This is a genomic window from Novosphingobium sp. HR1a, assembly GCF_015594425.1.
Lineage (GTDB): Bacteria > Pseudomonadota > Alphaproteobacteria > Sphingomonadales > Sphingomonadaceae > Novosphingobium > Novosphingobium resinovorum_A.
Map to the genome: position 1 here is coordinate 137,457 of NZ_JABXWS010000023.1, position 25,402 is coordinate 162,858.

General features: G+C 65.6%; 25 protein-coding genes. 16 read left to right on the forward strand and 9 right to left on the reverse strand.

What is annotated here, in order from left to right; genetic code table 11:
• Positions 1-13: 13 nt before the first annotated feature.
• The gene (locus tag HWN72_RS04320; protein ID WP_211149937.1) at positions 14-1,135 is read right to left on the reverse strand and encodes an acyl-CoA dehydrogenase family protein; all 1,122 of its coding nucleotides are present in this window, start codon (positions 1,133-1,135) and stop codon (positions 14-16) included.
• Positions 1,136-1,301: 166 nt separating this feature from the next.
• On the opposite strand from HWN72_RS04320, the gene HWN72_RS04325 reads away from it, so the two are divergent.
• Entirely contained in the window at positions 1,302-2,075 is a 774-nt protein-coding gene (locus HWN72_RS04325) for a LuxR C-terminal-related transcriptional regulator (RefSeq protein ID WP_069707436.1), read from the forward strand.
• 305 nt (positions 2,076-2,380) lie between these two features.
• On the opposite strand, the gene HWN72_RS04330 is transcribed toward HWN72_RS04325, so the two are convergent.
• On the reverse strand, positions 2,381-4,009 hold the full coding sequence (locus tag HWN72_RS04330; RefSeq protein ID WP_069707437.1) for a GMC family oxidoreductase: 1,629 nt from the start codon (positions 4,007-4,009) through the stop codon (positions 2,381-2,383).
• Positions 4,010-4,193: 184 nt separating this feature from the next.
• Between HWN72_RS04330 and HWN72_RS04335 the strand changes: the two genes are divergently transcribed.
• From HWN72_RS04335 to HWN72_RS04390, 12 genes are all read left to right on the forward strand, one after another.
• Positions 4,194-4,589, forward strand: a complete 396-nt coding sequence (locus tag HWN72_RS04335; protein ID WP_069709102.1) for a Zn-ribbon domain-containing OB-fold protein — start codon at positions 4,194-4,196, stop codon at positions 4,587-4,589.
• Positions 4,586-5,749 (forward strand): thiolase family protein, encoded by a 1,164-nt coding sequence (locus HWN72_RS04340; protein ID WP_069707438.1) that lies wholly within the window; start codon positions 4,586-4,588, stop codon positions 5,747-5,749. Before HWN72_RS04335 ends, HWN72_RS04340 begins: the two co-directional genes overlap by 4 nt.
• The gene (locus tag HWN72_RS04345; protein WP_069707439.1) at positions 5,749-6,957 is read left to right on the forward strand and encodes an acyl-CoA dehydrogenase family protein; all 1,209 of its coding nucleotides are present in this window, start codon (positions 5,749-5,751) and stop codon (positions 6,955-6,957) included. The genes HWN72_RS04340 and HWN72_RS04345 overlap by 1 nt, the downstream gene beginning before the upstream one ends.
• A gap of 163 nt (positions 6,958-7,120) precedes the next feature.
• The gene (locus HWN72_RS04350; protein ID WP_069707440.1) at positions 7,121-8,110 is read left to right on the forward strand and encodes a thiamine pyrophosphate-dependent dehydrogenase E1 component subunit alpha; all 990 of its coding nucleotides are present in this window, start codon (positions 7,121-7,123) and stop codon (positions 8,108-8,110) included.
• Positions 8,111-8,127: 17 nt separating this feature from the next.
• On the forward strand, positions 8,128-9,141 hold the full coding sequence (locus tag HWN72_RS04355; RefSeq protein ID WP_008829538.1) for an alpha-ketoacid dehydrogenase subunit beta: 1,014 nt from the start codon (positions 8,128-8,130) through the stop codon (positions 9,139-9,141).
• Positions 9,142-9,154: 13 nt separating this feature from the next.
• Positions 9,155-10,609, forward strand: a complete 1,455-nt coding sequence (locus HWN72_RS04360; protein ID WP_069707441.1) for a 2-oxo acid dehydrogenase subunit E2 — start codon at positions 9,155-9,157, stop codon at positions 10,607-10,609.
• A 55-nt stretch (positions 10,610-10,664) separates the two neighbouring features.
• The gene (locus HWN72_RS04365; protein WP_008829536.1) at positions 10,665-11,225 is read left to right on the forward strand and encodes a VOC family protein; all 561 of its coding nucleotides are present in this window, start codon (positions 10,665-10,667) and stop codon (positions 11,223-11,225) included.
• A complete protein-coding gene (locus HWN72_RS04370) occupies positions 11,225-12,439 on the forward strand; it encodes an acyl-CoA dehydrogenase family protein (RefSeq protein WP_069707442.1) in 1,215 nt (404 codons plus the stop codon). The genes HWN72_RS04365 and HWN72_RS04370 overlap by 1 nt, the downstream gene beginning before the upstream one ends.
• Positions 12,436-13,509: a phosphotransferase gene (locus HWN72_RS04375; protein WP_069707443.1), complete on the forward strand. Its 1,074-nt coding sequence runs from the start codon at positions 12,436-12,438 to the stop codon at positions 13,507-13,509. The genes HWN72_RS04370 and HWN72_RS04375 overlap by 4 nt, the downstream gene beginning before the upstream one ends.
• Positions 13,510-13,824: 315 nt before the next feature.
• Entirely contained in the window at positions 13,825-14,169 is a 345-nt protein-coding gene (rpoZ, locus tag HWN72_RS04380; RefSeq protein ID WP_008829533.1) for a DNA-directed RNA polymerase subunit omega, read from the forward strand.
• A 97-nt stretch (positions 14,170-14,266) separates the two neighbouring features.
• The gene (locus HWN72_RS04385; RefSeq protein ID WP_248005806.1) at positions 14,267-15,079 is read left to right on the forward strand and encodes a ParA family protein; all 813 of its coding nucleotides are present in this window, start codon (positions 14,267-14,269) and stop codon (positions 15,077-15,079) included.
• A gap of 71 nt (positions 15,080-15,150) precedes the next feature.
• Complete coding sequence (locus tag HWN72_RS04390; protein WP_069707444.1) at positions 15,151-16,212, forward strand: DUF3667 domain-containing protein; 1,062 nt, start codon at positions 15,151-15,153, stop codon at positions 16,210-16,212.
• A gap of 18 nt (positions 16,213-16,230) precedes the next feature.
• On the opposite strand, the gene HWN72_RS04395 is transcribed toward HWN72_RS04390, so the two are convergent.
• From HWN72_RS04395 to HWN72_RS30980, 6 genes are all read right to left on the reverse strand, one after another.
• The gene (locus tag HWN72_RS04395; RefSeq protein WP_231958117.1) at positions 16,231-16,452 is read right to left on the reverse strand and encodes a hypothetical protein; all 222 of its coding nucleotides are present in this window, start codon (positions 16,450-16,452) and stop codon (positions 16,231-16,233) included.
• Between the two features lie 156 nt (positions 16,453-16,608).
• Entirely contained in the window at positions 16,609-18,537 is a 1,929-nt protein-coding gene (ftsH, locus tag HWN72_RS04400) for an ATP-dependent zinc metalloprotease FtsH (RefSeq protein WP_008829529.1), read from the reverse strand.
• A 122-nt stretch (positions 18,538-18,659) separates the two neighbouring features.
• Positions 18,660-19,706 carry a sensor histidine kinase gene (locus tag HWN72_RS04405; RefSeq protein WP_008829528.1) on the reverse strand — a complete coding sequence of 349 codons (1,047 nt, stop codon included), beginning with the start codon at positions 19,704-19,706 and terminating at the stop codon, positions 18,660-18,662.
• Between the two features lie 147 nt (positions 19,707-19,853).
• Positions 19,854-20,438, reverse strand: a complete 585-nt coding sequence (locus HWN72_RS31785; protein ID WP_309141551.1) for a hydantoinase/oxoprolinase family protein — start codon at positions 20,436-20,438, stop codon at positions 19,854-19,856.
• 35 nt (positions 20,439-20,473) lie between these two features.
• Positions 20,474-20,719: a hydantoinase B/oxoprolinase family protein gene (locus tag HWN72_RS30975; RefSeq protein ID WP_231958118.1), complete on the reverse strand. Its 246-nt coding sequence runs from the start codon at positions 20,717-20,719 to the stop codon at positions 20,474-20,476.
• A 142-nt stretch (positions 20,720-20,861) separates the two neighbouring features.
• Entirely contained in the window at positions 20,862-21,023 is a 162-nt protein-coding gene (locus HWN72_RS30980; protein WP_231958119.1) for a hypothetical protein, read from the reverse strand.
• 228 nt (positions 21,024-21,251) lie between these two features.
• Here HWN72_RS30980 and HWN72_RS04420 point away from each other — a divergent pair, with 228 nt between their 5' ends.
• The 3 genes from HWN72_RS04420 (at position 21,252) to HWN72_RS04430 (ending at position 24,529) form a co-directional block, all read left to right on the forward strand.
• Positions 21,252-22,433, forward strand: coding sequence for an aminotransferase (locus HWN72_RS04420; protein ID WP_069707447.1), 1,182 nt, complete (start codon positions 21,252-21,254; stop codon positions 22,431-22,433).
• A complete protein-coding gene (locus tag HWN72_RS04425) occupies positions 22,415-22,936 on the forward strand; it encodes a GNAT family N-acetyltransferase (protein WP_069707448.1) in 522 nt (173 codons plus the stop codon). The genes HWN72_RS04420 and HWN72_RS04425 overlap by 19 nt, the downstream gene beginning before the upstream one ends.
• A 99-nt stretch (positions 22,937-23,035) precedes the next feature.
• The gene (locus HWN72_RS04430) at positions 23,036-24,529 is read left to right on the forward strand and encodes an NCS1 family nucleobase:cation symporter-1 (protein ID WP_069707449.1); all 1,494 of its coding nucleotides are present in this window, start codon (positions 23,036-23,038) and stop codon (positions 24,527-24,529) included.
• A 4-nt stretch (positions 24,530-24,533) separates the two neighbouring features.
• On the opposite strand, the gene HWN72_RS04435 is transcribed toward HWN72_RS04430, so the two are convergent.
• Positions 24,534-25,274 carry an SDR family NAD(P)-dependent oxidoreductase gene (locus tag HWN72_RS04435; RefSeq protein ID WP_069707450.1) on the reverse strand — a complete coding sequence of 247 codons (741 nt, stop codon included), beginning with the start codon at positions 25,272-25,274 and terminating at the stop codon, positions 24,534-24,536.
• Positions 25,275-25,402: the final 128 nt, after the last annotated feature.

Below are 25,402 nucleotides of genomic sequence, written 5' to 3' on the forward strand. Positions count from 1 at the left end.
GTTGTGGTTACGGTCAGTTCAGCAGCCCGGCATAGCGGTCGAGCGCGGCCAGCGGCCCTTCCGGCCAGCGCGACAGCACCAGCAGGCGCTTGTGCCCGCCGCCGATGGCTAGTTCGTCGGTCACGCCCATGCCGCCGTGGAACTGGATCATCTCGTGCCCCAGTGTCACCGAGGCGTCGGCGATGTACGCCCGCGCGCCGTGAACGGCATTCGCGAACTCGTCACTGCCCCAGGATACGAGTGCGAGGTTGAGGAGTGCGCGGCTCTGTTCGATCGCGGCATACTGGGCGACCATGCGGTGCTGGATCGCCTGGAAAGAGCCCAGTGCGGCGCCGAACTGGTCGCGCGTGCGCAGGTAGTCGATGGTTTCCGCGAAGATTCGCTCCATGATCCCGAGTGCTTCGGCGCTGCGGGCGAGGGCGGCTAGGTCGCTGGTGGCGGCGATGGCGGCAAGCCCGTCGTCGCTCAGCTTGTGGTCGGCAGAGACGATGACGCTGCTCAATTCCAGCGACGAAGCGACGCTGCCGTCCGCCATGTGCCAGTCATGGGTCGAGGCGCCGGGGCTTCCCGCGGGCACGAGGAACAGCGAGATTCCCGATGCATCGCCCGGTTCGCCCGAAATCCGGGCCGAGACGATATAACCGTCGGCCCCGCCTCCGGCGACGCAGTAGGGCTTGGCGCCCGTCAGCTTCCACCCGTCGCCCTCGGCGACCGCCGTGGTTTCCACCCAACTCAGGCCATCGCGCGCGCGCGCTTCGGCATGGCCCAGCGCGAGGCGCCTGCTGCCGCTCAGCAATCCGTCGAGCCATTCGCCCTGAAGCGATTGCGGGGCGGTCGCGGCGAATAGGCGTCCCGCCATTACCACCGATTCGGCGAGGGGTTCGACCACCAGGCCGCGCCCAAGCGCCTCGAAGACCGTCGCAATGCCCGTGGCGTCTAGGCCAAGCCCACCCATTTCCTCGGGGAAGGGCGCCGCGATCAGCCCGAGTTCGCCGAGCAGTTCCCAATTGGTGTTGGAAAAACCGTTAGGCTGGGCCAGGAAGGCGCGGCGGCTGTCATGATCGTAATGGTCGGTAACGAAGCGCTCGGTCAGGGCCTTGAGCATTTCCTCGTCTTCGCTGAGGTCGAAATTCACAGTCCACTCCCGCAGGGATGTTCCCGCTTGAGCTGCGGTTCTATCATCAGGTGGGCTCCGGTTACCGCTGGGCAAAAGGCTAGTCATAAAAACGCGGTAATTCCACGCTTCAAGCGATTGTGCCCCCGGATTCAGCGGGCTAAGAATGAGCCTCGAGAGGACATCAATGCAACTTCTGTCACAGGAAAACATCGACGCCGTCCGCGTGACGTCGCCGGAAGGCATCCGCCCCGCCGCCGAGGCCCTGCATCGCATCGCCATGGAATGCGGCATGCGGGCCGCGCCCGCGCACGACATTGCCGACAAGCGTACGCCGGTCGATGCCGATGGCAACCTGCTCGCCACCGAAGTCTTCGGTTGGGAAGACGGTGACCGCGTCTGGTGGCGCAATTCGCGCATTGCCCTCGACAGCCCGCTGACCACCGCGTGCCGGTTCGAAAGCCAGCCGTTCTGGGCCAATGCGGAAGGTTTCCGCACGCTGGAGCGCAACGCCTACCTGTCCTCCATCGACATCGCCAATTTCGAAACCCGCTCGCTGACCCGCGCGGCGATCGGCGTGCCGGTCCACCTGCCGTTCGGCCAAATCGGGGCCGTAAGCTTCAACCCGCTCGATCGCGGCAAGACCGATCTTTCGGAAGACTTCGCGCGCTATTCGGATGCGCTGGGTCTTTATGCGCGCACGTTCATCGCGACGTATGTGCAGGTCATGGGCTCGACGCAGGCGCTGCCGCCCGAATCCCGCCTCTCCAAGCGCGAGGTCGAGTGCCTGCGCTGGGCGGCGATCGGCAAGACGGATCTGGAAATCAGCATGATCATGTCGCGCAGCCGTGCGACGGTACGCTTCCACATCCATAACGCGGCGACCAAGCTGAACGCGGTCAACCGTAGCCAGACCGTCTTCAAGGCGGCTCAGCTAGGTTATATCTCGCTCCAGAACTGACGTAAATTTTGAAATAACAGTGGCTTGCAAGTGCCGGCGAAGCATCGCCGGCACGCTTTGCGTTACCCTCTTTCCCAAGCCGATTTTCTTGTTACACTCGGCTTACAACATAAAGAGAGGGATGCCGATGGAACGCAAGATGCATACTGCATTGCTGTTCAAGCTACTGGTCATTTTTGCCGCCTTCGCGGCGCTTTTCGCGCCCTTGCGCTCCTGGATACTGAATTCGGTAGGCTTCTAGGCCGCGAGGGATCGGGCGACGCATCGCTTTGTGCGTTGGTCGCCGCCTTTGACCTTACAACGGGTCAGCGATCCTCCAGCATCAACTTCGCCCCGCGCAGGCCGACAGCCATGGCGGGGGCGTTCGTATTGCCGGTGACGTGCCATGGCATCACCGAGCAATCGGCCACCCGCACGCCCTGAACGCCGTTCACCCTGAGGCGGGGGTCGACGACGGCCTCGGCATCACCGCCCATCCGGCATGAGCGGATCGCATGGAGGCCGCAGCTAGACAGGCGGCGGAACATGGCGAGGATGTCCTCGTCGCTCTCAACCTGTGCGCCGGGGACAAGTTCTTCACCGACCATATTCGCCAGAGGCCCGGCGTGGGCGTAGTTCCGCATGGCCCGGACGAGGGCGATCACGGACTGGCGATCATGCTCGGTCGTCAGGAAGTTGTGCAGGATTTCAGGTGCATCGCCGGAGCCAGGGCCGGTTGCGCGCACGCTGCTCTCGCTGGTGAGGCGCAGGAGCTGGCCGTAGATGGTTACGCCGGGCTTGGGGTCGATCTTGTCGAGCGGCACGGGGTCCTTGTCGTCGCCGACCTTGAAGGTGTAACCGCCGAGATAGAACTGCGCATCGGTGCGCCCATCCGGATGAGCAACATTGCAGAAAGCGCCGACCTCGAAAGGCCCGGTCGCGAGCACGCCGTCGCCGCGCAGCAGGTAACGCAGCATGGCGAAGGCCGCGCCGATGCCGAAGAAGCTCTTGTTGGTGCCCTTGCCATGGTCGAGCCGGAAGGGGATCGAGAGCGAGAGGTGCTCGATCATCTTCTCGCCGACATCGGGTGAGTGTGCCACCAGCGGAATGCCCGCCGCAGCAAGCCTTGCAGCATCGCCGATGCCGGAGCGCTGGAGCAGCAGGGGGCTTTCCATGGCGCCCGCGCTGACGACGATCTCTCCGGCGCAGTCGAATCGCTGCGGCTTGCCGTTCACCGTGGCATCGAGGCCCACCGCGCGGGTGCCGTCGAAGACGATGCGGTCGGCCATCGCGCCGGTGACGACGGTGACGTTGGGCCGCTTGCGAGCCGCAGCCAGGTAAGTCCGCGCCGAGGAATCGCGCTTACCGTTGCGGATGTTGTGGCTGTAGTAGCCGACGCGCGGGCCGGGGGTGCCGTTGAGATCGTCCACCCGGCGCAGGCCCTGCGATTCGCCCGCCTCGATCATGCGTTCGGCCAGCGGATACGTGTAGCAGGCCGGGTCCACCCGGACGAGGCCGCCGCTGCCGCGCATGGGGCCGGGGCCTGCCTTGTGGTCTTCCAGTTCCTTGAACGCCTCGGTCATGCTGGCGCCGTTCCAGCCGGTGGCACCTGCCTCGCGCTCCCAGGCGTCATAGTCGGCGGGCTCGCCCCGGCTCCAGATCATGCCGTTGATGGAGGACGAGCCGCCAAGGCCCTTGCCGCGAATCCAGACTTCGCCCGCGCCCTTGTCATTGGCGCCGGGATCGCGGGGCTGGGCGACGTGGTAGGCCCACATGTGCTCGGGCTTCTTGACCAGCTTGGCGACGCCCTTGGGCAGCGTGACCCAGAAGCTGTCGTTTTCGCCGCCCGCCTCCAGCACCAGCACTTGCGAGCGGCCGTCGGCGCTTAGCCGCTCCGCCATGACGCAGCCCGCGCTGCCTGCGCCGACGATGATGTAGTCCCATTGCTTGGCCATAGTCCGTCTCTCCCGGCGCAGGGTTGTCCCAGTCGTTCTCGAAGTCGCACGAACTAGCGCAATGGCTATCCTATCGTTTTGGTGAGTCACAATGCTGCGCAGGACCCGCTTAAATCGAATCCATGGCCGGGCCTGACCAACGGGCTGGATGAGCCAAGGATTGGGCCAGAGGATTAGGAGTATGATGACACCGATAGCCGATGGCCTGTTCACCGAAGAGACGCCCCCGCGTCTGATCGGCGGCAAGGACCGGGAAACCGGCCGGATCGTCTTCCCGTGCCCCGCGTCGCCGACTTTCGAGGCGGTGCCGTTGTCGAGCGAAGGCACCTTGTGGTCCTACACCGTCCAGCGCTTCCGCCCGAAGACCCCGCCTTACGCCGGGCCCGAAGCGTTCGCGCCCTGGGTCGTGGCTTATGTCGAACTGCCCGGGCAGGTGATCGTCGAGGCGCGGCTGAACGATGTCGCGTTCGAGGACGTGAAGGTTGGCATGCCGGTGCGCTTCGCGCCGTCGCCGCTGAACCCGGACCTCTTGGACAGCCTCTATATCCCCGCCTACGTACCCGCAGGAGGCGCAGCATGAGCGGCGACGTGTGCATCGTCGGCATCGGCATTCACCGCTTCGGGCGGACCGATGGCCTCTCGGGCGTTGATCAAGGTGTCTACGCCGTGCGCGAGGCGCTGGCCGATGCGGGCGTGGAATGGCCGCAGGTCCAGTTCGCCTATGGCAGTTCGGATGCGGCCGGAAACCCGGACACGATGGTCGATCGCCTCGGCCTGACCGGGGTCCAGTTCATCAACGTGCGCAACGGCTGCGCGGCGGGCGGTTCGGCGCTGTTCTCGGCGCAGATGGCGATCAAGTCGGGCGAGTTCGATCTCGGCCTCGCGGTCGGTTTCGACAAGCATCCGCGTGGCGCCTTCAACGCGCTGCCGAGCGAATACAACCTGCCGGACTGGTACGGCGAAGTCGGCCAGATGGTCACCACGCAGTTCTTTGCGGCCAAGATCATGCGCTACATGAGCCTGTTCGGCATTTCGCAGAAGACGCTGGGCATGGTTTCGGAAAAGGCATTCCGCAACGCTGTCCACGCGCCGCATGCCTGGCGTCGCCAGCCGGTGTCGCTGGAGGAAATCCTCGAAGCGCCGCTGGTGAGCGATCCCTATACCAAGTACATGTTCTGCTCGCCCGCAGAGGGCGGCGTGGCGCTGATCCTCGCGAGCGAGAAGAAGGCGCGCGAGTTGGGCAAGCCGCTGATCCGGCTCAAGGCCGCGACCATGCGCACCCGTCCGCCGAGCAGTTTCGAAGTCTTCGCGCCGAGCGTGGACGTGGTCGAGGATGACAGCCGCCCGCGCGGCACCGCCTCGCGCATCGCTTCGGCCGATGCCTATCGCCTCGCCGGGATCGGCCCGGGCGACATCGACGTCGCCCAGCTTCAGGACACCGAAGCGGGCGCCGAGCTGATGCACATGGCCGAGAACGGCTTCTGCGCCGATGGCGAGCAGGAGCAGTGGCTGGCCGAGGGCCGCACCGAGATCAATGGTGCGCTGCCGGTCAACACGGATGGCGGCTGCCTCGCCTGTGGCGAGCCGATCGGCGCATCGGGTCTGCGCCAGGTCTACGAAAACGTCGTGCAACTGCGGGGAGACGGCGGCGGCCGTCAGGTGCCGAATGCGCCGAAGACGGCATACAGCCATGTCTACGGCGCTCCGGGCGTCTCTGCAGTCACCATTCTGGAACGCTGATGGATATCGAACTTTCCCCTCAAGACGCTGCCTTTCGCGACGAAGTCCGTACCTTCCTGCGCGACTACCTGCCTGCCGAGGTGAAGGCAGGCGCGGCGGCTACCCCGTCCGTCTTCGTAGAGCCGGAGATCGGGCAGGCCTGGAACGCGGTGCTGAACAAGCAGGGCTGGCTGGGCTACCAGTGGCCCGCCGAACACGGCGGCACCGGCTGGACGCCGCTGCAGCGCTACCTGTTCGAAAAGGAATGCGCCGCCGCAGGCGCGCCCAATCTCACGGTGCTGGGCCTCAAGCTACTCGCCCCGGTGATCTACAACTTCGGCACCGATGCGCAGAAGGCTGAGGTTCTGCCGCGCATCCTCTCCGGCGAGGACTACTGGTGTCAGGGCTTTTCGGAGCCGGGCGCGGGGTCAGACCTCGCCAGCCTCAAGACCCGCGCGGTGCGAGAGGGCGACCATTACCGCGTCAACGGTTCCAAGATCTGGACCACCCACGCGCACCACGCCAACCGCATGTTCACGCTGGTCCGCACCAACACCGAGGTGAAGAAGCAGGCCGGCATCTCGTTCCTGCTGATCGACCTCGACACGCCCGGCGTCTCGGTGCGCCCGATCCTGACCAATGCGGGCGACCACGAGGTCAATCAGGTCTTCCTTGAAGACGTCATGGTCCCGGCCGAAAACCTCGTCGGCGGCGAGGGTGATGGCTGGACGATCGCGAAGTTTCTGCTTGAAAATGAACGCGGTGGTTCTTGCCACGCGCCCAAGCTCGGCTACGATCTCGACCAGATCGAAGCCGCCGCGAAGGACGAGAGCGATGGGAAGGGCGGTATCCTCGCTGACCAGACCGACTGGCGCCGCCGCGTGGCGAAGGCCCGTCTCTCGGTCAACGCGCTGGAGATGATCGAGCTGAAGATCATCTCGGAGATCGCCAAGGGCCGCAAGGCTGGTCCGCAAACCTCGCTGACCAAGCTGCTGGCGTCCAATCTGCGGCAGGAGATCGACCTGCTGGCGGTGGACCTCTACGGCCCCGCCGGCCTCCAGCTGGAAACCGCGCGCCCGCTCTACGGCGACAACGCGCCGGCCGCCGTCCATTCGAAGGCCGCGCAGGTCGCCTCGGCCCGCTATCTCAACAGCCGCGCGTGGACCATCTTTGGCGGGACCAACGAAGTCCAGAGCACCATCATCGCCAAGTCGGTGCTGGGCCTGTGACTTCGCAGCTCGCAGCCAACCTCGCGTGGGAATCCATGCTTCGACAAGCTCAGCATGAGCGGGGTGGGACGGGCAATCCGTTCTCCTTCCCGCTCAGGCTGAGCCTGTCGAAACCCCCGCGTTCACACGCAGAAATTCACACCATAACTGAGAGGAATCCCTGATGCAGCTGAACCGCGAGGCGCTGACGCGCGCCTATCGGCAGATGAAGCTGATCCGCGAATTCGAGGAACGGCTCCACGAGGAGATCCAGACCGGCGAGATCGCGGGCTTCACCCACCTCTACTGTGGCCAGGAAGCCGTCGCTGTCGGCGTGTGCGAGCACCTGACCGAGCGTGACAAGATCGTCTCGACCCACCGCGGCCATGGCCACTGTCTGGCCAAGGGTTGCGACCTTGACGGCATGATGAAGGAAATCTGGGGCAGCCAGGAAGGCCTTTGCAACGGCAAGGGCGGATCGATGCACATCGCCGACATCAACAAGGGCATGCTCGGCGCCAACGGCATCGTCGGCGCCGGCGCGCCGATCGCGGTGGGCGCGGCGATCTCCAACAAGATCGATGGTCCGGACGAAAACGGCAAGCTGGCCGTCTCGATCGCCTTCTCGGGCGACGGCGCCTGCAACCAGGGCACCACGTTCGAGGCGATGAACCTTGCGGTCGTGACCAACGCACCCGCGATCTTCGTCTTCGAGAACAACCACTATTCCGAGCATACCGGCGTCGATTACGCGGTGGGCACCACCAGGGACATCGCCAGCCGCGCCGAAGCGTTCGGCATGAAGGTATGGCGCGGCGACGGCACCGATTTCTTCGCCGTCTACGACACCTTCCGCGAAGTGCTGGAATATGTCCGCACCCCCGGCAACGGCCCGGCCGCCGTGGAATTCGATACCGAGCGTTTCTTCGGCCACTTCGAAGGCGATCCGCAGCGCTATCGCGGCGACGGCGAACTCGATCGCCTGCGTGCCGAGCGTGATTGCCTCAAGATCTTCCGCGCCAGCGTCACCGGCGCCAAGCTGCTGGAAGACGTGGATCTCGACACGATCGACACCGAATCCCTCAAGGCCATCGAGGATGCCGTCCAGGCTTCGCGCGCCGCACCGCGCCCGCAGCCCGAGAACGTCCTCGAAAACGTCTACATCAGCTACTGACGGCAGGAGCGAGACCCATGGCAAAAATGATGTATCGCGATGCCATCCGCAACACGATCTTCCAGGAAATGCAGCGTGACGAACGTGTCGTCGTGCTGGGCGAGGACGTCGTCGGCGGCAACGGCACGGCCGGCGGCCCCGAAGCGATCGGCGGCATCTGGTCCACCTCGACCGGCTTCTACGAGGCGTTCGGCCCCAACCGCGTGATCGACACTCCGATCAGCGAAAGCGCCATCATGGGCGCGGCGGGCGGCCTTGCCCTCGCCGGCAAGCGCCCGGTGGCAGAGATCATGTTCGCCGACTTCATCGGCGTGTGCATGGACCAGCTCTGGAACCAGATCGCCAAGTTCCGCTACATGTTCGGCGGCAAGTCGGTCTGCCCGGCGGTGATCCGCATGCCGGTGGGCGCGGGCTACAACGCCGCCGCGCAGCACAGCCAGATGATCAGCCAGTTCGTCACCAACATGCCCGGCATCAAGGTGGTCATGCCGACCACCCCGGAAGACGCCTGCGGCCTGCTGCGTCAGGCGATCCGCGATGACGATCCGGTCGTGTTCCTCGAACACAAGTTCCTCTACGCGATGAGCGGCGAAGTGAACGAGGATCCGGATTTCTGCATCCCCTTCGGCCACGCCCGCCTTGCCCGCGCCGGTCAGGACGTGACCATCGTCGCCAGCGGCATGATGGTGCGCTACGCCGAGACGGCTGCGGACGATCTGGCGCAGGACGGCATCGGCTGCGACGTGATCGACCTTCGCACCACCTCTCCGCTGGACGAGGAAGCGATCCTCGACTCGGTCGAAGTGACCGGCCGCCTGGTCGTGGTGGACGAGGCCCCGCCGCGCTGCTCGCTGGCCACCGACATCTCCGCGCTCGTCGCCCAGAAGGCTTTTGCCAGCCTCAAGGCGCCGATCGAGATGGTGACCCCGCCGCACACGCCGGTCCCGTTCGCCCGCGAACTGGAAAGCGCCTACCTGCCGAGCCCGGCCAAGGTCGCCGCTGCCGTGCGCAAGACGCTCGAATACCGTTGAGGGGAGCGCTGACATGAGTCGCATCCGCGCATTCACGATGCCCAAGTGGGGCATCGAAATGACCGAAGGCACGATCGCCGAATGGATGGTGAAGGAGGGTGAAACCTTCAAGCGCGGCCAGACGCTGTGCCTGATCGAAACCGCCAAGATCACCAACGAGGTCGAGGCCGAATACGAAGCCACCGTGCGCCGCATCATCGTGGGCGGCGGCGCGGGCGAGGAACCCGTCGGCGCGCTGCTGGCGGTGTTCGACGAGGGTTCGCACTCGGACGCCGAGATCGACGCCTTCGTGGCCGATTTCAAGCCGGCTGAAGGTGGCATCGCCCAAGGTGCAGGTAAGGGGGGCGCCGAGAAGACCAAGGCGCCGGAACCCGCTCCGGCTGCCGCCGCTGCGCCTGCTCCCGAAAAGCAGCGCATCAAGATCGACACCAACCGCCCGATCAGCCCCGAAGCCTTGCGCCTCGCGGAAGAAGAGGGCGTCGATATAGCCGGTATCGAGGGTTCGGGCCGTGGCGGTCGCATCACCCATCAGGACGTGGTGAAGGCGCTGCGCGGGACAAGTGCTCCCTCGCTCAAGGGCACGGTTCCCGTCGAGGCGGACGACCTTAAGGTTCTCGCTTCGCCGCTTGCGCGCCGTATCGCAGCGCTACACGGGCTCTCGCTGCAGGGCCTCACCGGCACCGGCCCGCGTGGGCGCATCTCCAAGGCCGACGTGCTTGCGCTGGTGCCCGCACCGAAGGCCTCGCCCGGCACGATCGGCACACCCGAATTCGTGGCGGGTGAGAACCGCCCCGAAGTCGTGCCTTTCGACCGCGTCCGCAAGGTCGTCGCTCAGCGGCTCACCCAGGCGAAGCAGGAGCTTCCGCACTTCTATCTGCGCATGTCGGCAAGTGCCGATGCGCTGATCGCGATGCGCAAGACCGCGAACGTCGTGCTGGGCAGCAAGGCTTCGGTGAACGACTGGATCGTCAAGGCTTCGGCCATGGCGCTGGCGAAGCACCCGGACGTCAACGTGCAGGTCCACGGTCAGGAAATTCACCGCTTCCCGCACGCCGACGTTTCGATCGCGGTCGCCAGCCCCAAGGGCCTCGTCACCCCGGTGGTGCGTCAGGCCAACCTGATGCGGATCGACCAGATCGCGGTGGAAACCCGCCGCCTGATCGACAAGGCGCAGGCCGGCAAGCTCAGCATGGACGATATGGACGGCGGCACCTTCTCCGTCTCCAACCTCGGCATGTTCGGGATCGAGAACTTCGACGCGATCATCAACCCGCCGCAAGGCGCGATCCTCGCCGTTGGCGCGGCACTGCGTCAGCCGGTGGAGACGGATGACGGCGATGTGGCGTTCGAAACCCGCATTTCCTTCACCCTCTCGGTCGATCACCGCGCCATCGACGGGGCTGCGGGCGCGCAGTTCCTGCAGACGCTCAAGGGTCTGATCGAGGCGCCCGAGGACCTGTTCGGATGAACTTCCGCCGTCATTCCCGCCTTCGCGGGGATAACGAAGACAAAAGGATAAGCGAATGACCGGAGAGGCCACCCAAACCGTCGTGAAGCCCGGCCCGCTCAAGCGGCTGGGCGACGTGATCCAACTCGCCTATTTCCCGACCGATTTCGATGCGACCATGAAATACTGGATCGAAACGGTCGGCGTCGGCCCGTTCTTCGTCCTCAACGACGTGCGGCTCGACGACATGAAGTACAAGGGCCAGCCCACCGACGCCACGTTCACCATGGCCATCGGCTACTGGGGGGACATCCAGATCGAGCTTATCAAGACCGATTCCGATGCTCCCTCGCTCTATTCGGGCGAGTATGCGGTGCGCGATAGCCTGCACCACGTCTGCGTCTTCGTTGAATCGATCGCCGAAGCCCGCAAGGCCTGCGCCGAAGCCGGCGCCGAGGTGATCGTGGAGGGCAAAGTGGGCGCCGATGGCGAGGTGATCTATGTCGATCCCGGTCAGGGCCCCGGCCACGTAATCGAATACCTTCAGCCGCTTACCGGCACCGAAGGTCTGTTTCAGATGATGAAGGATGCCGCCCGCGACTGGGATGGCTCCGATCCGATCCGGGTGCTGCAATAATGAGCGAGATTTCCCAATACGCCCTCGACATGGCCGACAAGGTCGAGGCTTTCGTCCGTGAAAAGGTCGTCCCTTACGAGAAGGACCCGCGCCGCGATCACCACGGCGCGCCGACCGACGAACTGCTGATGGAACTGCGCGGTCTGGCCCGCGAGGCCGGCGTGCTCACCCCGCACATCCGCGCGGATGGCTCGCACCTGACGCAGCGCGAGACGGCGGTTGTGCTCATCAAGTCGGGCCTGTCGCCGCTGGGCCCGCTGGCCTGCAACACCATGGCGCCCGACGAGGGCAACATGTACCTCATCGGCCACGTCGGCTCGCCCGAACTGAAGGAGCGCTTCCTCAAGCCGCTGGTCGAGGGCAAGGGCCGCTCCGCCTTCTTCATGACCGAGCCGGCCGAATGGGGCGGCGCCGGTTCCGACCCGTCTATGATGAAGACCACCTGCCACAAGGATGGCAACCACTGGGTCATCAACGGCCGCAAGACCTTCATCACCGGCGCGCAGGGCGCGATGGTGGGCATCGTCATGGCGGCTTCGGCGGAGGAAGACACCAAGGGCGGCGCCTGCATGTTCCTGGTGGACCTGCCCGACGATGCCATCCGCATCGACGAGGTGCCGAACACCATCGACAGCTCTATGCCGGGCGGCCACGCCACCCTGACGATCGACAACCTGCGCGTGCCGGCCGAACACATGCTGGGCGACCCGGGCGAGGGCTTCAAGTATGCCCAGATCCGCCTGTCCCCGGCGCGCCTCTCGCACTGCATGCGCTGGCTGGGCTGCTGCATCCGCGCGCACGAGATCGCCAGCGACTATGCCTGCCGCCGCATGGCATTCGGCAAGCAGTTGATCGAGCACGAAGGCGTCGGCTTCATGCTGGCGGAGAACGAAATCCTCATCAAGCAGTCCGAACTGATGATCGACTGGTGCGCCTCGGTGCTCGACACCGGCTCGCTCGGCACGGTGGAAAGCTCGATGGCGAAGGTCTCGGTCTCCGAGGCGCTGATGAAGATCGCCGACAACTGCGTGCAGGTCATGGGCGGCACGGGCGTTACCGAGCGCACCATCGTCGAGCAGGTGTTCCGCGAGATCCGCGCTTTCCGCATCTATGACGGCCCGACCGAAGTCCACAAGTGGAGCCTCGCCAAGAAGATCCGTCGCGACTGGCGCAAGGCGCAGGAAGCGGCTGCAAAGGAAGCCGAACCCGCATGAGCGACGTAGCCCCAGACCTTGCTGACGCCAACTCGGGCACCACCGCTGTGCGCGAGGGCTATGCCTTCGACGAGGCGGCGCTGACCGCCTGGCTGGAAGCCAATGTCGAGGGCTTCGCCGGTCCGCTAAGCGTCGAGCAGTTCAAGGGCGGCCAGTCCAACCCGACCTACAAGCTGGTGACGCCCTCGCGCAGCTACGTCCTGCGGCGCAAGCCGCCGGGCCAGTTGCTCAAGGGCGCGCACGCGGTGGAGCGCGAGGCCAAGGTGCTCTCCGCGCTTCACGGTGCGGGCTTCCCGGTGGCAAAGGTCTATGGCCTGTGCGAAGACGATGGCGTCATCGGCACCTGGTTCTATGTGATGGAAATGGTGGAAGGCCGCATCTTCTGGGATGCGACCGTCCCCGGCGTCTCCAACGAGGAACGCGCGGCGCTGTTCGACGCGATGAACGCCACGATGGCGCAGCTGCATTCCTGCGATCCCGAAGCCATTGGCCTTGGTGATTATGGCAGGCCGGGCAATTACTTCGCCCGTCAGGTCAGCCGCTGGTCGAAGCAGTATTTCGAGGACGAGGCTGCGGGCCGCAATCCGGACATGGACGCGGTGATCGCCTGGCTCGAAGCGAACATGCCTGCGGACGACGGCGCCTCCAGCGTGATCCACGGCGATTTCCGCATCGACAACATGATCTTCCATCCCACCGAGCCGCGCGTGCTGGCGGTGCTGGACTGGGAGCTGTCGACGCTGGGCCATCCGCTGGCGGACTTCGCCTACAACGCGATGATGTACCACATGCCGCCGCACATCGTCGCGGGGCTGGGCGGCGCGGACATCGCCGCGCTGGGTATCCCGAGCGAGGAAGACTACGTCGCTGCCTATTGCCGCCGCACCGGGCGCGAGGGGCTGCCGGACTATCGCTATTACATGGCGTTCAACTTCTTCCGCCTTGCCGCGATCTTCCACGGCATAAAGGGCCGCGTGATCCGGGGCACCGCCTCCAACGCCCAGGCGAAGGAGCGGGCAGAGGCCTTCCCCGAACTGGCACGGTTGGCGCTGGGGTTCACGCGGGGCTGAAGCGGCAAAGGGCGATGCACGTCCTTCGTAACTCATTCCATCATCCTGGACTCGTTTCAGGGTCCATCTGGCCGGAAGCCGCGTGCGATAATGCAGTGAACCGTACGGGCCGATGGCGAGACCACGCTTAAGCCAAAGCTGTCCGATGGACCCTGAAACGAGTTCAGGGTGATGGGGAGTTTATGGCGAAGTCAGGTATGACCTAGCCTGTCAGTGCCCAGACAAGTGACACGTCGCCCATTTCCTTGACTTTCCCTGCCCCCGGCCCTAACTGCCAGCCTTTCCGATCCCACAGATTCTTTACCGGGAGTGCCCATGGCGCGCGTTACTGTCGAAGATTGCGTCGACAAGATCCCCAACCGCTTCGACCTCGTCCTTCTTGCCGCGCAGCGTGCGCGTGAGATTTCGGGCGGCGCGGAACTGACCATCGATCGCGACCGCGACAAGAACCCCGTCGTCGCCCTGCGCGAAATCGCCGAGGAAACCGTGGTTCCCAAGAACCTCAAGGAAACGCTGGTTACTTCGATGCAGCGCGTCCTGCCCGATGACGACGACGAGATGGATGACGTCGGCTCGCTCAGCCAGTCGGCCGAGGCTCTGCGTATTACCGCGTCGGCTCCGACCCGCAACACGTCGCTGGGCGGCGATTACGACGGCTGATCGTAACCGTTGACTGCCGCCCGTACTTGACTGTGAGGGGGCGGCAGGCAACGATGCGGGCGTGTCCGCGAAATCGAAATTGCCACGTATCATCGGATTGACCGGGGGACCGCCCAGGAGGGCTGGTCCCCTTCGCGCGTCCGAGGCTCGCTCGAATGCGGTCGGCGAGCGCAAGAGCGCCACGATCGCCATCTACAGCGTCAAGGGCGGGGTCGGGAAAACGACTTTCTCCGCCAACCTCGCGTGGTGTTCGGCGGTGCAGAGCGGACACGGGACCTTGCTGTGGGATCTCGATGCCGCAGGCGGATCGGCGTTTCTCTACGGCCTTGAGCCGCAGGATACGCGGCTGGCCGAAGAGGTGTTCGCACGCGAACGCCCCGCCACGCGGCTGATCCAGCATACGGCTTTCGAGGGGCTGGACGTGCTCCCGGCGGATGAATCGATCCGTGCGCTCGACGCGCAACTGGTGAAGATCGGCAAGCGCAAACGGCTGGCGAAGCTGACCGAGGAGCTTTCGGCCGACTATCCGCGGATCATCCTCGATTGCCCGCCGGTGATGAACGAGCTTTCGGCGCAAGTCGTGCGTGCAGCGGACCTCGTTATCGTGCCGCTGCCGCCGTCGCCGCTCTCTTCGCGCGCCTTCGATCTGGTGGTTCGGGAGATTGCCGGGAATACTAAGCGGCACCCACCGATCCTGCCGGTTCTGTCGATGCTCGACATGCGCCGCGCCTTGCACAGACAGGCGTATGAGACGAGCCCGAACTGGCCCGCCATCCCTTACGCCAGCGCTGTCGAACAATGCGCCGTCCACCGCCAGCCGGTAGGCGCACTGGCGCCGCAAAGCGCGGCCACGCAGGCTTTTTCCCGTCTCTGGGCAGCGATCGAGAAGAAACTGGACCAGCGCGGCTGAGGGGGCCTCACGTCTGCATTGCGCGAATTCCGATCGCGGCTTAGGTTTTGCGCCGTCAAACGGGGGCGAACATGAACGGGATCAGCGAAGCACTGGCGGAGCTTGGGCAGGGCACCGCCCTCGCATCGGCGGTGGAGCCGGAGGCTGTGCAGGGCCAGGGCGAAAGGCATGACGGCCACACGCACGAAGCGGATTGCCTGAATTGCCGGACCCATCTGGTCGGTTCGCATTGCCATGCCTGTGGTCAGGCGGCGCACGTCCATCGTACGCTGGGCGCGTTCTTCCACGATCTGCTGCACGGGGTTTTCCATTTCGAGGGGAAAATCTGGCGCACTCTGCCGCTCCTGGCCTGGCGGCCGGGACGGCTGACCCGCGAATATATCGAGGGGCGTCGCGCCAGCTATGTGTCACCGATCGCGCTGTTCCTGTTTTGCGTCTTCCTCATGTTCGCGGTCTTTCACGCGACCGAAGGGCATGAGGAGCCCGTAGCGCAGACCGCCGATTCCCAGGGTGTCGGAGACAGCATCAAGCGGCTCGAAGGCGAGATCGCCGGTGTTGAGGGCAAGAAAAAGGCCGCCGCCGCGCAAGGTCAACCGACGGCGCAATTCGAATACCAGTTGAAGGGGCAGCGCACGGCGCTCGACACCTTGCGTGATATCGAGGCGGAGGGCGTGGACCGGAAGGTGGATCCGACCCGCAAGGTCAGCGACATCCCCGCGCTCGACAAGGCGATCAAGAAGTTCCGCTCCAATCCCGATCTGGCGAGCTACAAGATCCAGACTTACGCCTACAAATACAGCTGGGCGCTGATCCCGATCTCGGTGCCGTTCCTGTGGCTGCTGTTTCCGTTCAGCCGACGCTTCCACCTTTACGATCACACGGTCTTCGTGACGTATTCGCTGTGTTTCATGACGCTGCTGGCGATCGTCGGCATGATTGCCGGGGCGATAGGCGTGGGCGGTCTGGTCGCGGCGCTGGTCCTGACTCCGCCGCTGCATATGTATCGGCAGTTGCGCGGGGCCTATGCCGTCGGCCGGGTCGGTGCCTTGTGGCGTACGGCGGTACTGCTCATCTTCGCCGCCATGGCGCTCGGGGTGTTCTTTACCCTGCTGATGGCACAGACGAGCATGTAGGCCACGACAAGCCGGGCCTCAGTCGATGATCTTGACCGCAAGGCACGGTTGGAATCTGCCGGCTTCGGGCTCTTCGCGATGCCACACGTCGATGACTTCGTAGTAGTGGAAGTATCCGTCCGCATCCCTGGCGATGGATTCGCCGACGCGGGGCAGGAAATCGAACCCTCCGGTGAAGAGCAATTGGTCGCCTTCGCCGTCATATATCTCGACCTGGGCCATCGCTCCCTCGCGGTTCATGATTATCCGGCGTTACAATACCGCACTTGCGGCGGAGTGGGAACCTGATCGAACCGGAACACACCTTCATCCGGCCGCGACAAAGGAAAGGGGCGTCAGACTCGCATCTGACGCCCCTCCTGCATTCTCCTTTGGGGAGAACCCTATCTTTTCCGCTCAGGCGCCCTGCGGCGCCGTCCCGGTGAATCGGCGGCCGGCCTTGGGGATGGCAGAGCCCGAGAGCGGACGCGCCGCCGAGGGGCCGCGCGGCTCCGAGGGGCGGTCGATCTGGCCGCCTTCGAGAAGCTGCTTGATCTCGTCGCCGGAGAGCGTTTCGTATTCCAGCATGGCCTGGGCCAAGGTTTCCAGCGCCACGTTCTGATCCTTGAGGATCTGCGTCGCACGGGCATGGGCATTATCGACCAGAGCGCGGATTTCGCTGTCGATCAGCTGGTTGGTCTCGCTGGAGCCCATGGTGCGCTGGGTGCCGCCCATTCCGAGGTAGCCTTCCTGGCTGTCCTCGTACTGGATCGGCCCGAGCTTGTCCGACATGCCCCATTTGGTGACCATCGAGCGCGCCAGACTAGTGGCATACTGGATGTCCGAGGAGGCGCCCGATGAGACCTTGTCGTAGCCGAAGATCAGTTCCTCCGCCACGCGGCCGCCCATCGCCACCGACAGGTTCGCGAGCATCTTGTCGCGGTGGTACGAGTAGCTGTCCCGCTCCGGCAAGCGCATGACCATGCCCAGCGCGCGGCCGCGTGGGATGATCGTCGCCTTGTGGATCGGGTCCGAAGCCGCTTCGTTCAGCGAGACGATGGCATGGCCTGCCTCATGGTAGGCGGTCATCTTCTTCTCGTCCTCGGTCATGACCATGGAGCGGCGTTCCGCGCCCATCATGACCTTGTCCTTGGCGTCCTCGAACTCCTGCATGGCGACGAGGCGCTTGTTGCGGCGCGCGGCGAGCAGGGCAGCCTCGTTGACGAGGTTGGCGAGGTCAGCGCCGGAGAAGCCCGGAGTGCCGCGCGCGATCACGCGCGGGTTCACGTCGGGGGCGAGCGGCACCTTCTTCATGTGCACGGCGAGGATTTTCTCGCGGCCCTCGATGTCGGGCACAGGAACCACGACCTGGCGGTCGAAGCGGCCCGGGCGCAGCAGCGCGGGGTCGAGCACGTCGGGGCGGTTGGTCGCCGCGATGATGATGATGCCTTCGTTCGCCTCGAAGCCGTCCATCTCCACCAGCAGCTGGTTCAGCGTCTGCTCGCGCTCGTCGTTCGAGTTGCCGAGGCCGTGGCCACGGTGGCGGCCGACAGCGTCGATTTCGTCGATGAAGACGATACAGGGCGCGTTCTTCTTCGCCTGTTCGAACATGTCGCGCACGCGGCTGGCGCCGACGCCGACGAACATCTCAACGAAGTCGGAGCCCGAGATCGTGAAGAACGGCACGCCCGCCTCACCGGCGATGGCGCGGGCGAGCAGGGTCTTGCCGGTGCCGGGCGAACCGACCAGCAGCGCACCCTTGGGAATCTGGCCGCCGAGCTTGGAGAAGCGGGTGGGATCGCGCAGGAACTCGACGATCTCCTCCAGTTCCTCACGCGCTTCGTCGATGCCGGCGACGTCGTCGAAGGTAACGCGGCCGGAGCGTTCGGTCAGCATCTTGGCCTTGGACTTGCCGAAGCCCATCGCGCCCGACCCGCCGCCCTTCTGGACCTGGCGCAGCGCGAAGAAGGCGATACCGACGATCAGCAGGAACGGCAGGGTCTGCGCGAGAATGTAGAGCAGCAGGCTGCCCTGTTCGGCTTCCTTGCCCGAATACTTGACGTCGTTGCGCTGGAGCAGGTCGGTCAGGGTCTGGTCGTTGGGAACGGGGACGGTCGAGAAACTGTCTCCATTCTTGAGCTTTCCGTCGATCCGGTCTTCGGAAATCTCGACCGAGGCGACGCTGCCTTCGGCGACCTTGCTGCGGAAGTCGGAGTAGGGAATCGCCGGGCCGGTGGTGGCGCGCGATCCGAACATCGAGACCACCATAAGGAGCGCGAGGAAGATGCCGCCCCATACGAGCAGGCTCTTGACCCATGGGTTGCCGTTGGGCTGGTCGTCGTTCATTTTGCGGGAATCCGTCCTTTCGCGCTCCAATGTAGGCGCATGGCGCTGAATCACAAGTTAGCGCGGGCAGGAGTAGCGTCGTTTCGGCGCGATATCCGCGGCGATGAGCGTCCGGCGGTGTCTCAGGTGTTCACCGCGAGGCGGGAAAGCGGCAGTTCCAGCGTCATACGGGTGCCGCGCTCCCCGTTCTCCAGAGCAATCTGCCCTTCCAACTGCTGACTGAGAATGCGGGATATGCGTAAGCCGATCGACTGTGCCGAGACGGGGTCGAAACCCGGCGGCAAGCCGCATCCGTCATCCTCGACCCGCAGCAGCACATCGTCCTGGCGGCGCTCCAGGCGCACGGTGATGACGCCGCATGCGTCATCGGGAAAGCCGTGTTCGAGGGCATTGGCGATAGCCTCCGTCACGATCAGCGCGACCGGTACGGCGCTGTCGGGGCGCAGGGTGACGCCTTCCTGCGCTTCGACCTCGCAGGTGATCCCGGTCCGTGCACTCGACGCCATGGTCTTGGCGCACACTTCGCCGAGGAAGCGGTCGAGCGGGACGAGGCGGCCGTCATGATGGTAGAGCTGGCGCTGGATATTGCCGATGACCTGAAGCCGTGCAGCCGCATCCGACAGTGCGCGGCGCGCGATAGGCTCGGTAAGGGTGCGCATCTGCAGGGACAGCACGGCCCCCACCATCTGCAGGTTGTTGCCGACGCGGTGCTGCATCTCCTGGAACAGCAGTTCGGCGCGCTCGGCCAGCTGGCGGCGTTCCTCGGCGAGGGCGCGCACTTCCTCGCGGGCGCAGTGGAGGCGGTGGTTGGCAGCCTGCATGAAGTGGACGAGGGCGATATCGACCACCACGACGCCGGTGTAGAACAGCATCGCGGTCAATGTGCCGTGGTCAAAGGCGAAGGCCATCCGCGGCGGGATGAAGACGTACCAGGCGAACAGCCCGCACAGGATCGCGGCAAGGACGCCCGGGCGCGGTCCGAACAGGAACGAGCTGAGGATGACGGCCGGAAAGAAGGTCAGGAACGGGTAGCCCGGCGGGAATGCGGCATCGAGCACCCAGCGCAGCCAGAAGGCGAACAAGCAGAGCGCAGCGGTGGTGACGTAACGTACCAGAGGCCGGTCGGGAAGGAAGGGCAGGCGTTCGGTGAATCGGCTCGGACTGTTCAACGCGGACCTCAATCACCTTTGCGCGATCCATTCGCATGACTGGTATCGCATGGGTGAGACGCGCGAAAGGGAGGGCAGTTCCGATGTTGGGGAAAGGCGTCAGCGGCGGACGAGCTGGTAGTCGCCTGCGTCGTCGATCTGCGCCGCTCAACCGGGATAGACGACGATCGTGGTCTCCTCGATGATGGCAGGCCCGGCGATCGCCATGCCGGGCAGGAGATCGCGTCCGAAGTGGATCGGCATTTGCGCAACGCCCCGGCCGAGGTTGGCGCGGCGATGGCGGGAAGTGCGAGGGGCCACACCGCCGCGCGAACGGGTGGCTGCCGCCCGCAAAGCCTTCCACGGTAGACAGGATGCCCGGCATGACGAGGGCATCGGTGACGGTCGGCTCCGTGCCGCCGCGCCCGTAGCAGATGGTCCGGACTCCGAGCCGGCCGAGCGCGGGCCGACCTGCAGCGTGCCGGAGTTGACGTGGCAGATCGAGCCGCCGCCTGCACCCAGCGTCTCCACTTTCACCATGGGCACGCCGATCAGGTAGCGGTGGTGCATGCCCGTCAGCACCCTGCCGTACTTGGCGCGCGCCGCTTCGAGGTTGACGTATTCGTCGAGGACGTCCTTCTTCACGGCCTTGGGATCGCGCTGCAGCGCCGGGCCGAAGCCGCCGCCGCACAGGCCGCTCATGGGGTGCTCGACCGAGACCATCCCCGCCATTGCCGAAGTGTGCCTGAGCAACTGCTTGACGTTGAGCGACCCCGGCGTCCGGCCATTTAGCCACTTCCTCGCGCACGCGCCGCTCGGTCTGGGCGATGGACTGGTTGATCGCCGCGCGGGCGACCTGTGACCCCCCACCGGGCCACGAGCGCGTTAAGCATCCCCACCGCGTGCCGGACCCCGCGGATCATCGCCGCGAGGTCTCCGGCCAAGCTCGGGAAGCGGTTGTTGCGTACCACGGTATCGAACACGTCGCGGCGCAGGCTGCCCCGGTGGACCAGTTTGAGGCAGGGATAGATCACGCCTTCACGAACAGGTCGGCGGCGTCGAGCGAGAACCCGCCGGGGTTCTTGTCGCCGGCATCACCCTGGTGCGCTTGCGGGGTCTGGATGCAGACGAGTTCGCCGTTCCCGTCGTAGACCGGTCCATAGACGCATTAGTCCGTCAGGTGGCCACCGCCATGGTCGGGGTCGTTGGCGAGGAACACGTCGCCCGCCCCCAGTCGTAGCGCTCCCGGTTCATCAGGACCCAGCGCGTCTCCATCTGGTTCACGAAAGTGAGGTGCGGCGTGCCTACGGCCCCCATCGCGAGTTGGCGCTTACGCATCGACGATCGCGGCATTGCGCTCGTTCGACTGGTGATGATCGGCGAGCTTGCCGCCCGGCCAGCCTGCGGTTCAACTCATAGGACATGCCTGCCTCTTCCTCCTCCCTGACGGGCCGGGGATACGTGCGGGCGCGATTGTCTTCTCGACAAAGCGCGCCGGGCGGCGTGCATTTTACGAAAGGCGGCGCTATCGGCCAGGCCTGCCAGTGTATCGGAGCCTATCCCGCGATGAAGACGAGACCCCGCATCCATCCCGTCTACGCCGAAATGGGCACGACGGTGTTCGAGCGGATGTCCGCGCTCGCCCGCGAGACCGGCGCGATCAATCTCGGGCAGGGCTTCCCCGATGGCCCGCCACCTGCGCCCCTGCTGGAAGCAGCGGCGCGGGCGCTACATGAACAGTCGAACCAGTACCCGCCGAGTGTCGGGCTTCCCGCGCTGCGCGAGGCCGTCTGCGCCCACTATGCGCTCACGCAGGGGCTGGCACTCGCGCCCTCGGAGGTCGTCGTCACGTCCGGCGCCACCGAGGCCATCGCCGCCGCAGTGCTGGCGCTGGTGTCGGAGGGCGACGAGGTGATCCTGTTTCAGCCTGCTTACGACGCCTATGCGCCAATGGTGCGGCGGGCTGGAGGCTTACCCGTCTCGGTCCTGCTGCAACCGCCGCATTTCCGTTACGATGCGGCGGCGCTGGAGGCGGCGGTGACGCCCCGGACACGCGCGATCATGCTCAACGATCCGCTCAATCCCGCCGGCACCGTGGCGAGCGCCGATGAGCTTGAGATGATCGCGCGGTTCTGCACCAGGCACGATCTTGTCGCCATCTGCGACGAGGTGTGGGAGCAGGTGCGCTTCGACGGCGCGGCGCATCGCTCGCTGATGGCCTGCGAAGGCATGGCGGAGCGGGTCGTGAAGATCGGCTCGGCGGGTAAGATCTTCGGCCTTACCGGCTGGAAGATCGGCTGGATGGCCGCGAAAAGAGACCTCGGTTCTGCGCTCGCGCGGGTGCACCAGTTCCTCACGTTCACGACGGCGGTGCCGCTTCAATGGGCTGTCGCCGAAGGACTGGAGCGGGCGGACATTCTCGATGGATTGCACGCCGACTGGGCGGCTTCCCGTGCCCGGCTCAAGGCGGGGTTGGAGGCGGCGGGGCTAACCGTCCTGCCTAACGCGGCGACGTGGTTCCTGTGCATCGACCTCGCCGCATCCGGCATCGCTCTGACCGACCGCGAATTCAGCGAGCGGGCGCTGCGCGAGGCGGGCGTGGCTACGGTTCCGGTCAGCGCCTTGTATGAGAGCGGCCAGAACGGGCAAGGCGCGCCGAGCCATATCGTGCGCCTGTGCTTCACCAAGCCCGACGACGTGCTCGACGAGGCGCTGGAGCGGATCTCCGCATGGGTGCGCGGCCTGTGAGCGTCCTGCGCTGGCGTCCGATGCGCGCCGAAGACATCGACGGCGTCGTGGATGTGGCGCGCACGGCGTTCCCCGACCATTTCGAGGCGCGGGCGTGTTTCGCCGAGCGGTTCGCGCTGTTCGCGCCGGGCTGCTTCGTGCTGGCGGATCCGGTGACGGCAGGCGTGAAAGGTTACCTCGTCGCTTATCCGTGGCCGCTTGGGGCCATCCCTCCACTCGACAGTCTGCTCGGCACGTTGCCGGACGAGCGCGAGGCGTTCTACCTTCATGATCTTGCCCTGCATCCGGACGCGCGCGGACTGGGACATGCAGGTCCCGCAGTACGGCGGCTTTTCAAGGGCCTGCGCGCGCTTGGCGGGCAGGAGGTTGCGCTGGTTTCGGTCAACGACACCCTGGCGTTCTGGCGGGGTCAGGGCTTTGCGGCGGTCGCCGCAGACGATGCTTTGCGCCGCAAGCTCTCCAGCTACGGGCCGGACGCGCGGTACATGCGCCGCGCGATCTGAAGGCGCTTCTCCGTCTGCCGGAGAGCGATGAAATCAGGGGCTTGACGCCATGCTGCGCTGCGGCATCCTTCGTCCTTTCCAGACACCGGTGGGGGCCAGATGGATCACGCACAGACGCACGCAACTGGGGACGGCACCCTCTGGAACGCGGACCTTGCGCCCACTGATGCAACGCAGCGAAACTGGCGCTGGTGGCACTTCGCGGCGCTGTGGGTGGGCATGGTGGTCGCCGTTCCGACGTGGATGCTTGCTGCCGGTCTGATCGAGCAGGGCATGTCGGCGACGCAGGCGGCGCTGACGGTGGTGCTGGGCAATGTCGTGATCCTCGTGCCGATGCTGCTGATCGGGCATTCCGGAACGCGCTACGGCGTGCCTTTCGCGGTACTGGTGCGGGCCTCCTTCGGCACCGTGGGCGCGCGGTTGCCTGCGCTCGCCCGCGCGCTTGTCGCTTGTGGATGGTACGGTATCCAGACGTGGATCGGCGGAGAGGCCCTGCTGACCCTGCTCGGCATTTTCCTCGGGGCGGACCTTCGAGGCCCGCCGCTGCCGTTCTTCGGGATCGGGCTGGGCCAGCTGCTGGCCTTCATGGCGTTCTGGCTGGTGCAACTGCTGTTCGTGCGCAAGGGCCTGCTGACGATCCGGCGGCTGGAGACCTGGACCGCGCCGCTCAAGATCGTGGCGTGCGTGGCGCTGCTGTGGTGGGCGATCGATGCGGCCGGCGGGATCGGCCCGATCTTCTCGGCGCCGTCCGCCTTCGGGCCGGGCGGAGCGAAGGAAGGGCAGTTCTGGGCGGTCTGGCTTCCGTCGATGACCGCCATGGTCGGGTTCTGGGGCACGCTGGCGCTCAACATTCCGGACTTCACTCGCTTTGCGAAGACCCAGCGAGACCAGATGATCGGCCAGACGCTCGGCCTGCCGCCGACGATGGGACTGATCGCGCTGATCAGTGTGATGACCACTTCGGCGACCGTGGTGATCTACGGTCATGCGATCTGGGACCCGGTAGCGCTGGCGGGCACGCTGTCGGGGCCGTTCGTGCTGCTGGGGCTGATCGTGATCGCGGTCGATACGGTGTCGTGCAACATCGCGGCGAACCTGGTGTGCTCGGCCTATGACTTCGCCTCGCTGAGCCCTTCGCGCATTTCCTACCGCACCGGCGCGTTGATCACGGCGGTGATCGGCCTCGTCATCATGCCGTGGAAGCTGATGGCCAGTACCGATGGCTACATCTTCACGTGGCTGACCGGCTACGGCGCGCTGCTCGGGCCGATCACCGGCATCCTGATCGCCGACTACTGGCTGGTGCGCGAGACGAAGCTGGACGTCGAGGGCCTCTACAGCGAGACCGGCCCTTACGTGTACGGCAATGGCTGGAACCCGCGCGCGCTGATCGCGCTGGCGCTGGGTATCGCGCCGAATGTGCCGGGCTTCCTCAAGGTTTCGGCGCCGGGCCTGTTCGGCGGCTTCGGCGAGGTGTGGTCTGTGATCTATACATATGCGTGGTTCGTCGGCGTGGGTGTTGCGCTGGCGTCCTATGCGCTGATGATGCGCGGCCGCGGCGCGCCTTTGATGCTGGAGCCGCAGACGGCCTGATATTTCAGGCGTTCAGGCCGCCGTTTACGCTCAGAACCTGCCCGGTGATCCGCCGCGCCCCGTCACCGCACAGGAACAGCGCCAGGGGAGCGATGTCCTCGGCGGTGGGGAGGCCGAGGCCCGCCCGCTGCGCTGCGCTGGCCATGCGTTCGGAACCCATGCGCTGCGCGCTCTCGCTGCCTTCGACATAGCTCGGCGAGATGACGTGAGCGCGGATACCGTCGCGCGCGGCCTCGACGGCGAAGTTGCGGATGAAACCTATGGTCCCGGCCCGTGCTGCGCCGATCAGCGTCTGGCGCGGCGCCGCATAGATACCCGCATCCGAAACGAAGGCGATCAGCGTTCCGCCCTGCTGCGCCAGAAGTTCGTAGGCGGCATGGGCCAGCCGCTCGATCCAGCCGACCGAGACCTTGAGGAAATCGCCGAATACTCCCGGCGAAGTGCCGGGAAACAGGCCGGTTATGCCCTGGGGGCCGGTCGCGGTGCAGTCGATCACCGCGTCGATGCGGCCGTATTGCTCGGCCACTTCGGCAACGAGGACTTCGGCGGCGTCCTCCGCCCATATGTCGGCAGCGAAGCCGTCTATCGTACCGAAGTCGGAGAGATCGACCACCATGTCCTGCAGCTTCTCGGGACTGCGGCCGTGAAGCGCGACTTTCCAGCCCTGATCCAGAGCCAGGCGGGCAATGGCGCTGCCGATGGAGCCGGAGCCACCGGCGATGAGGAGAACGCGGGTCTCGGTCATGCGCTCTCGTTCTGACATCCTCCCCGTTGCATCGCAATGGGGAGGGGGACCGCCGCGAAGCGGGGGTGGAGGGGGAAAGCACTACCCNCNCNCNCNCNCNCGCGCGCNCCNCCNCCNCCNCCGCCGCG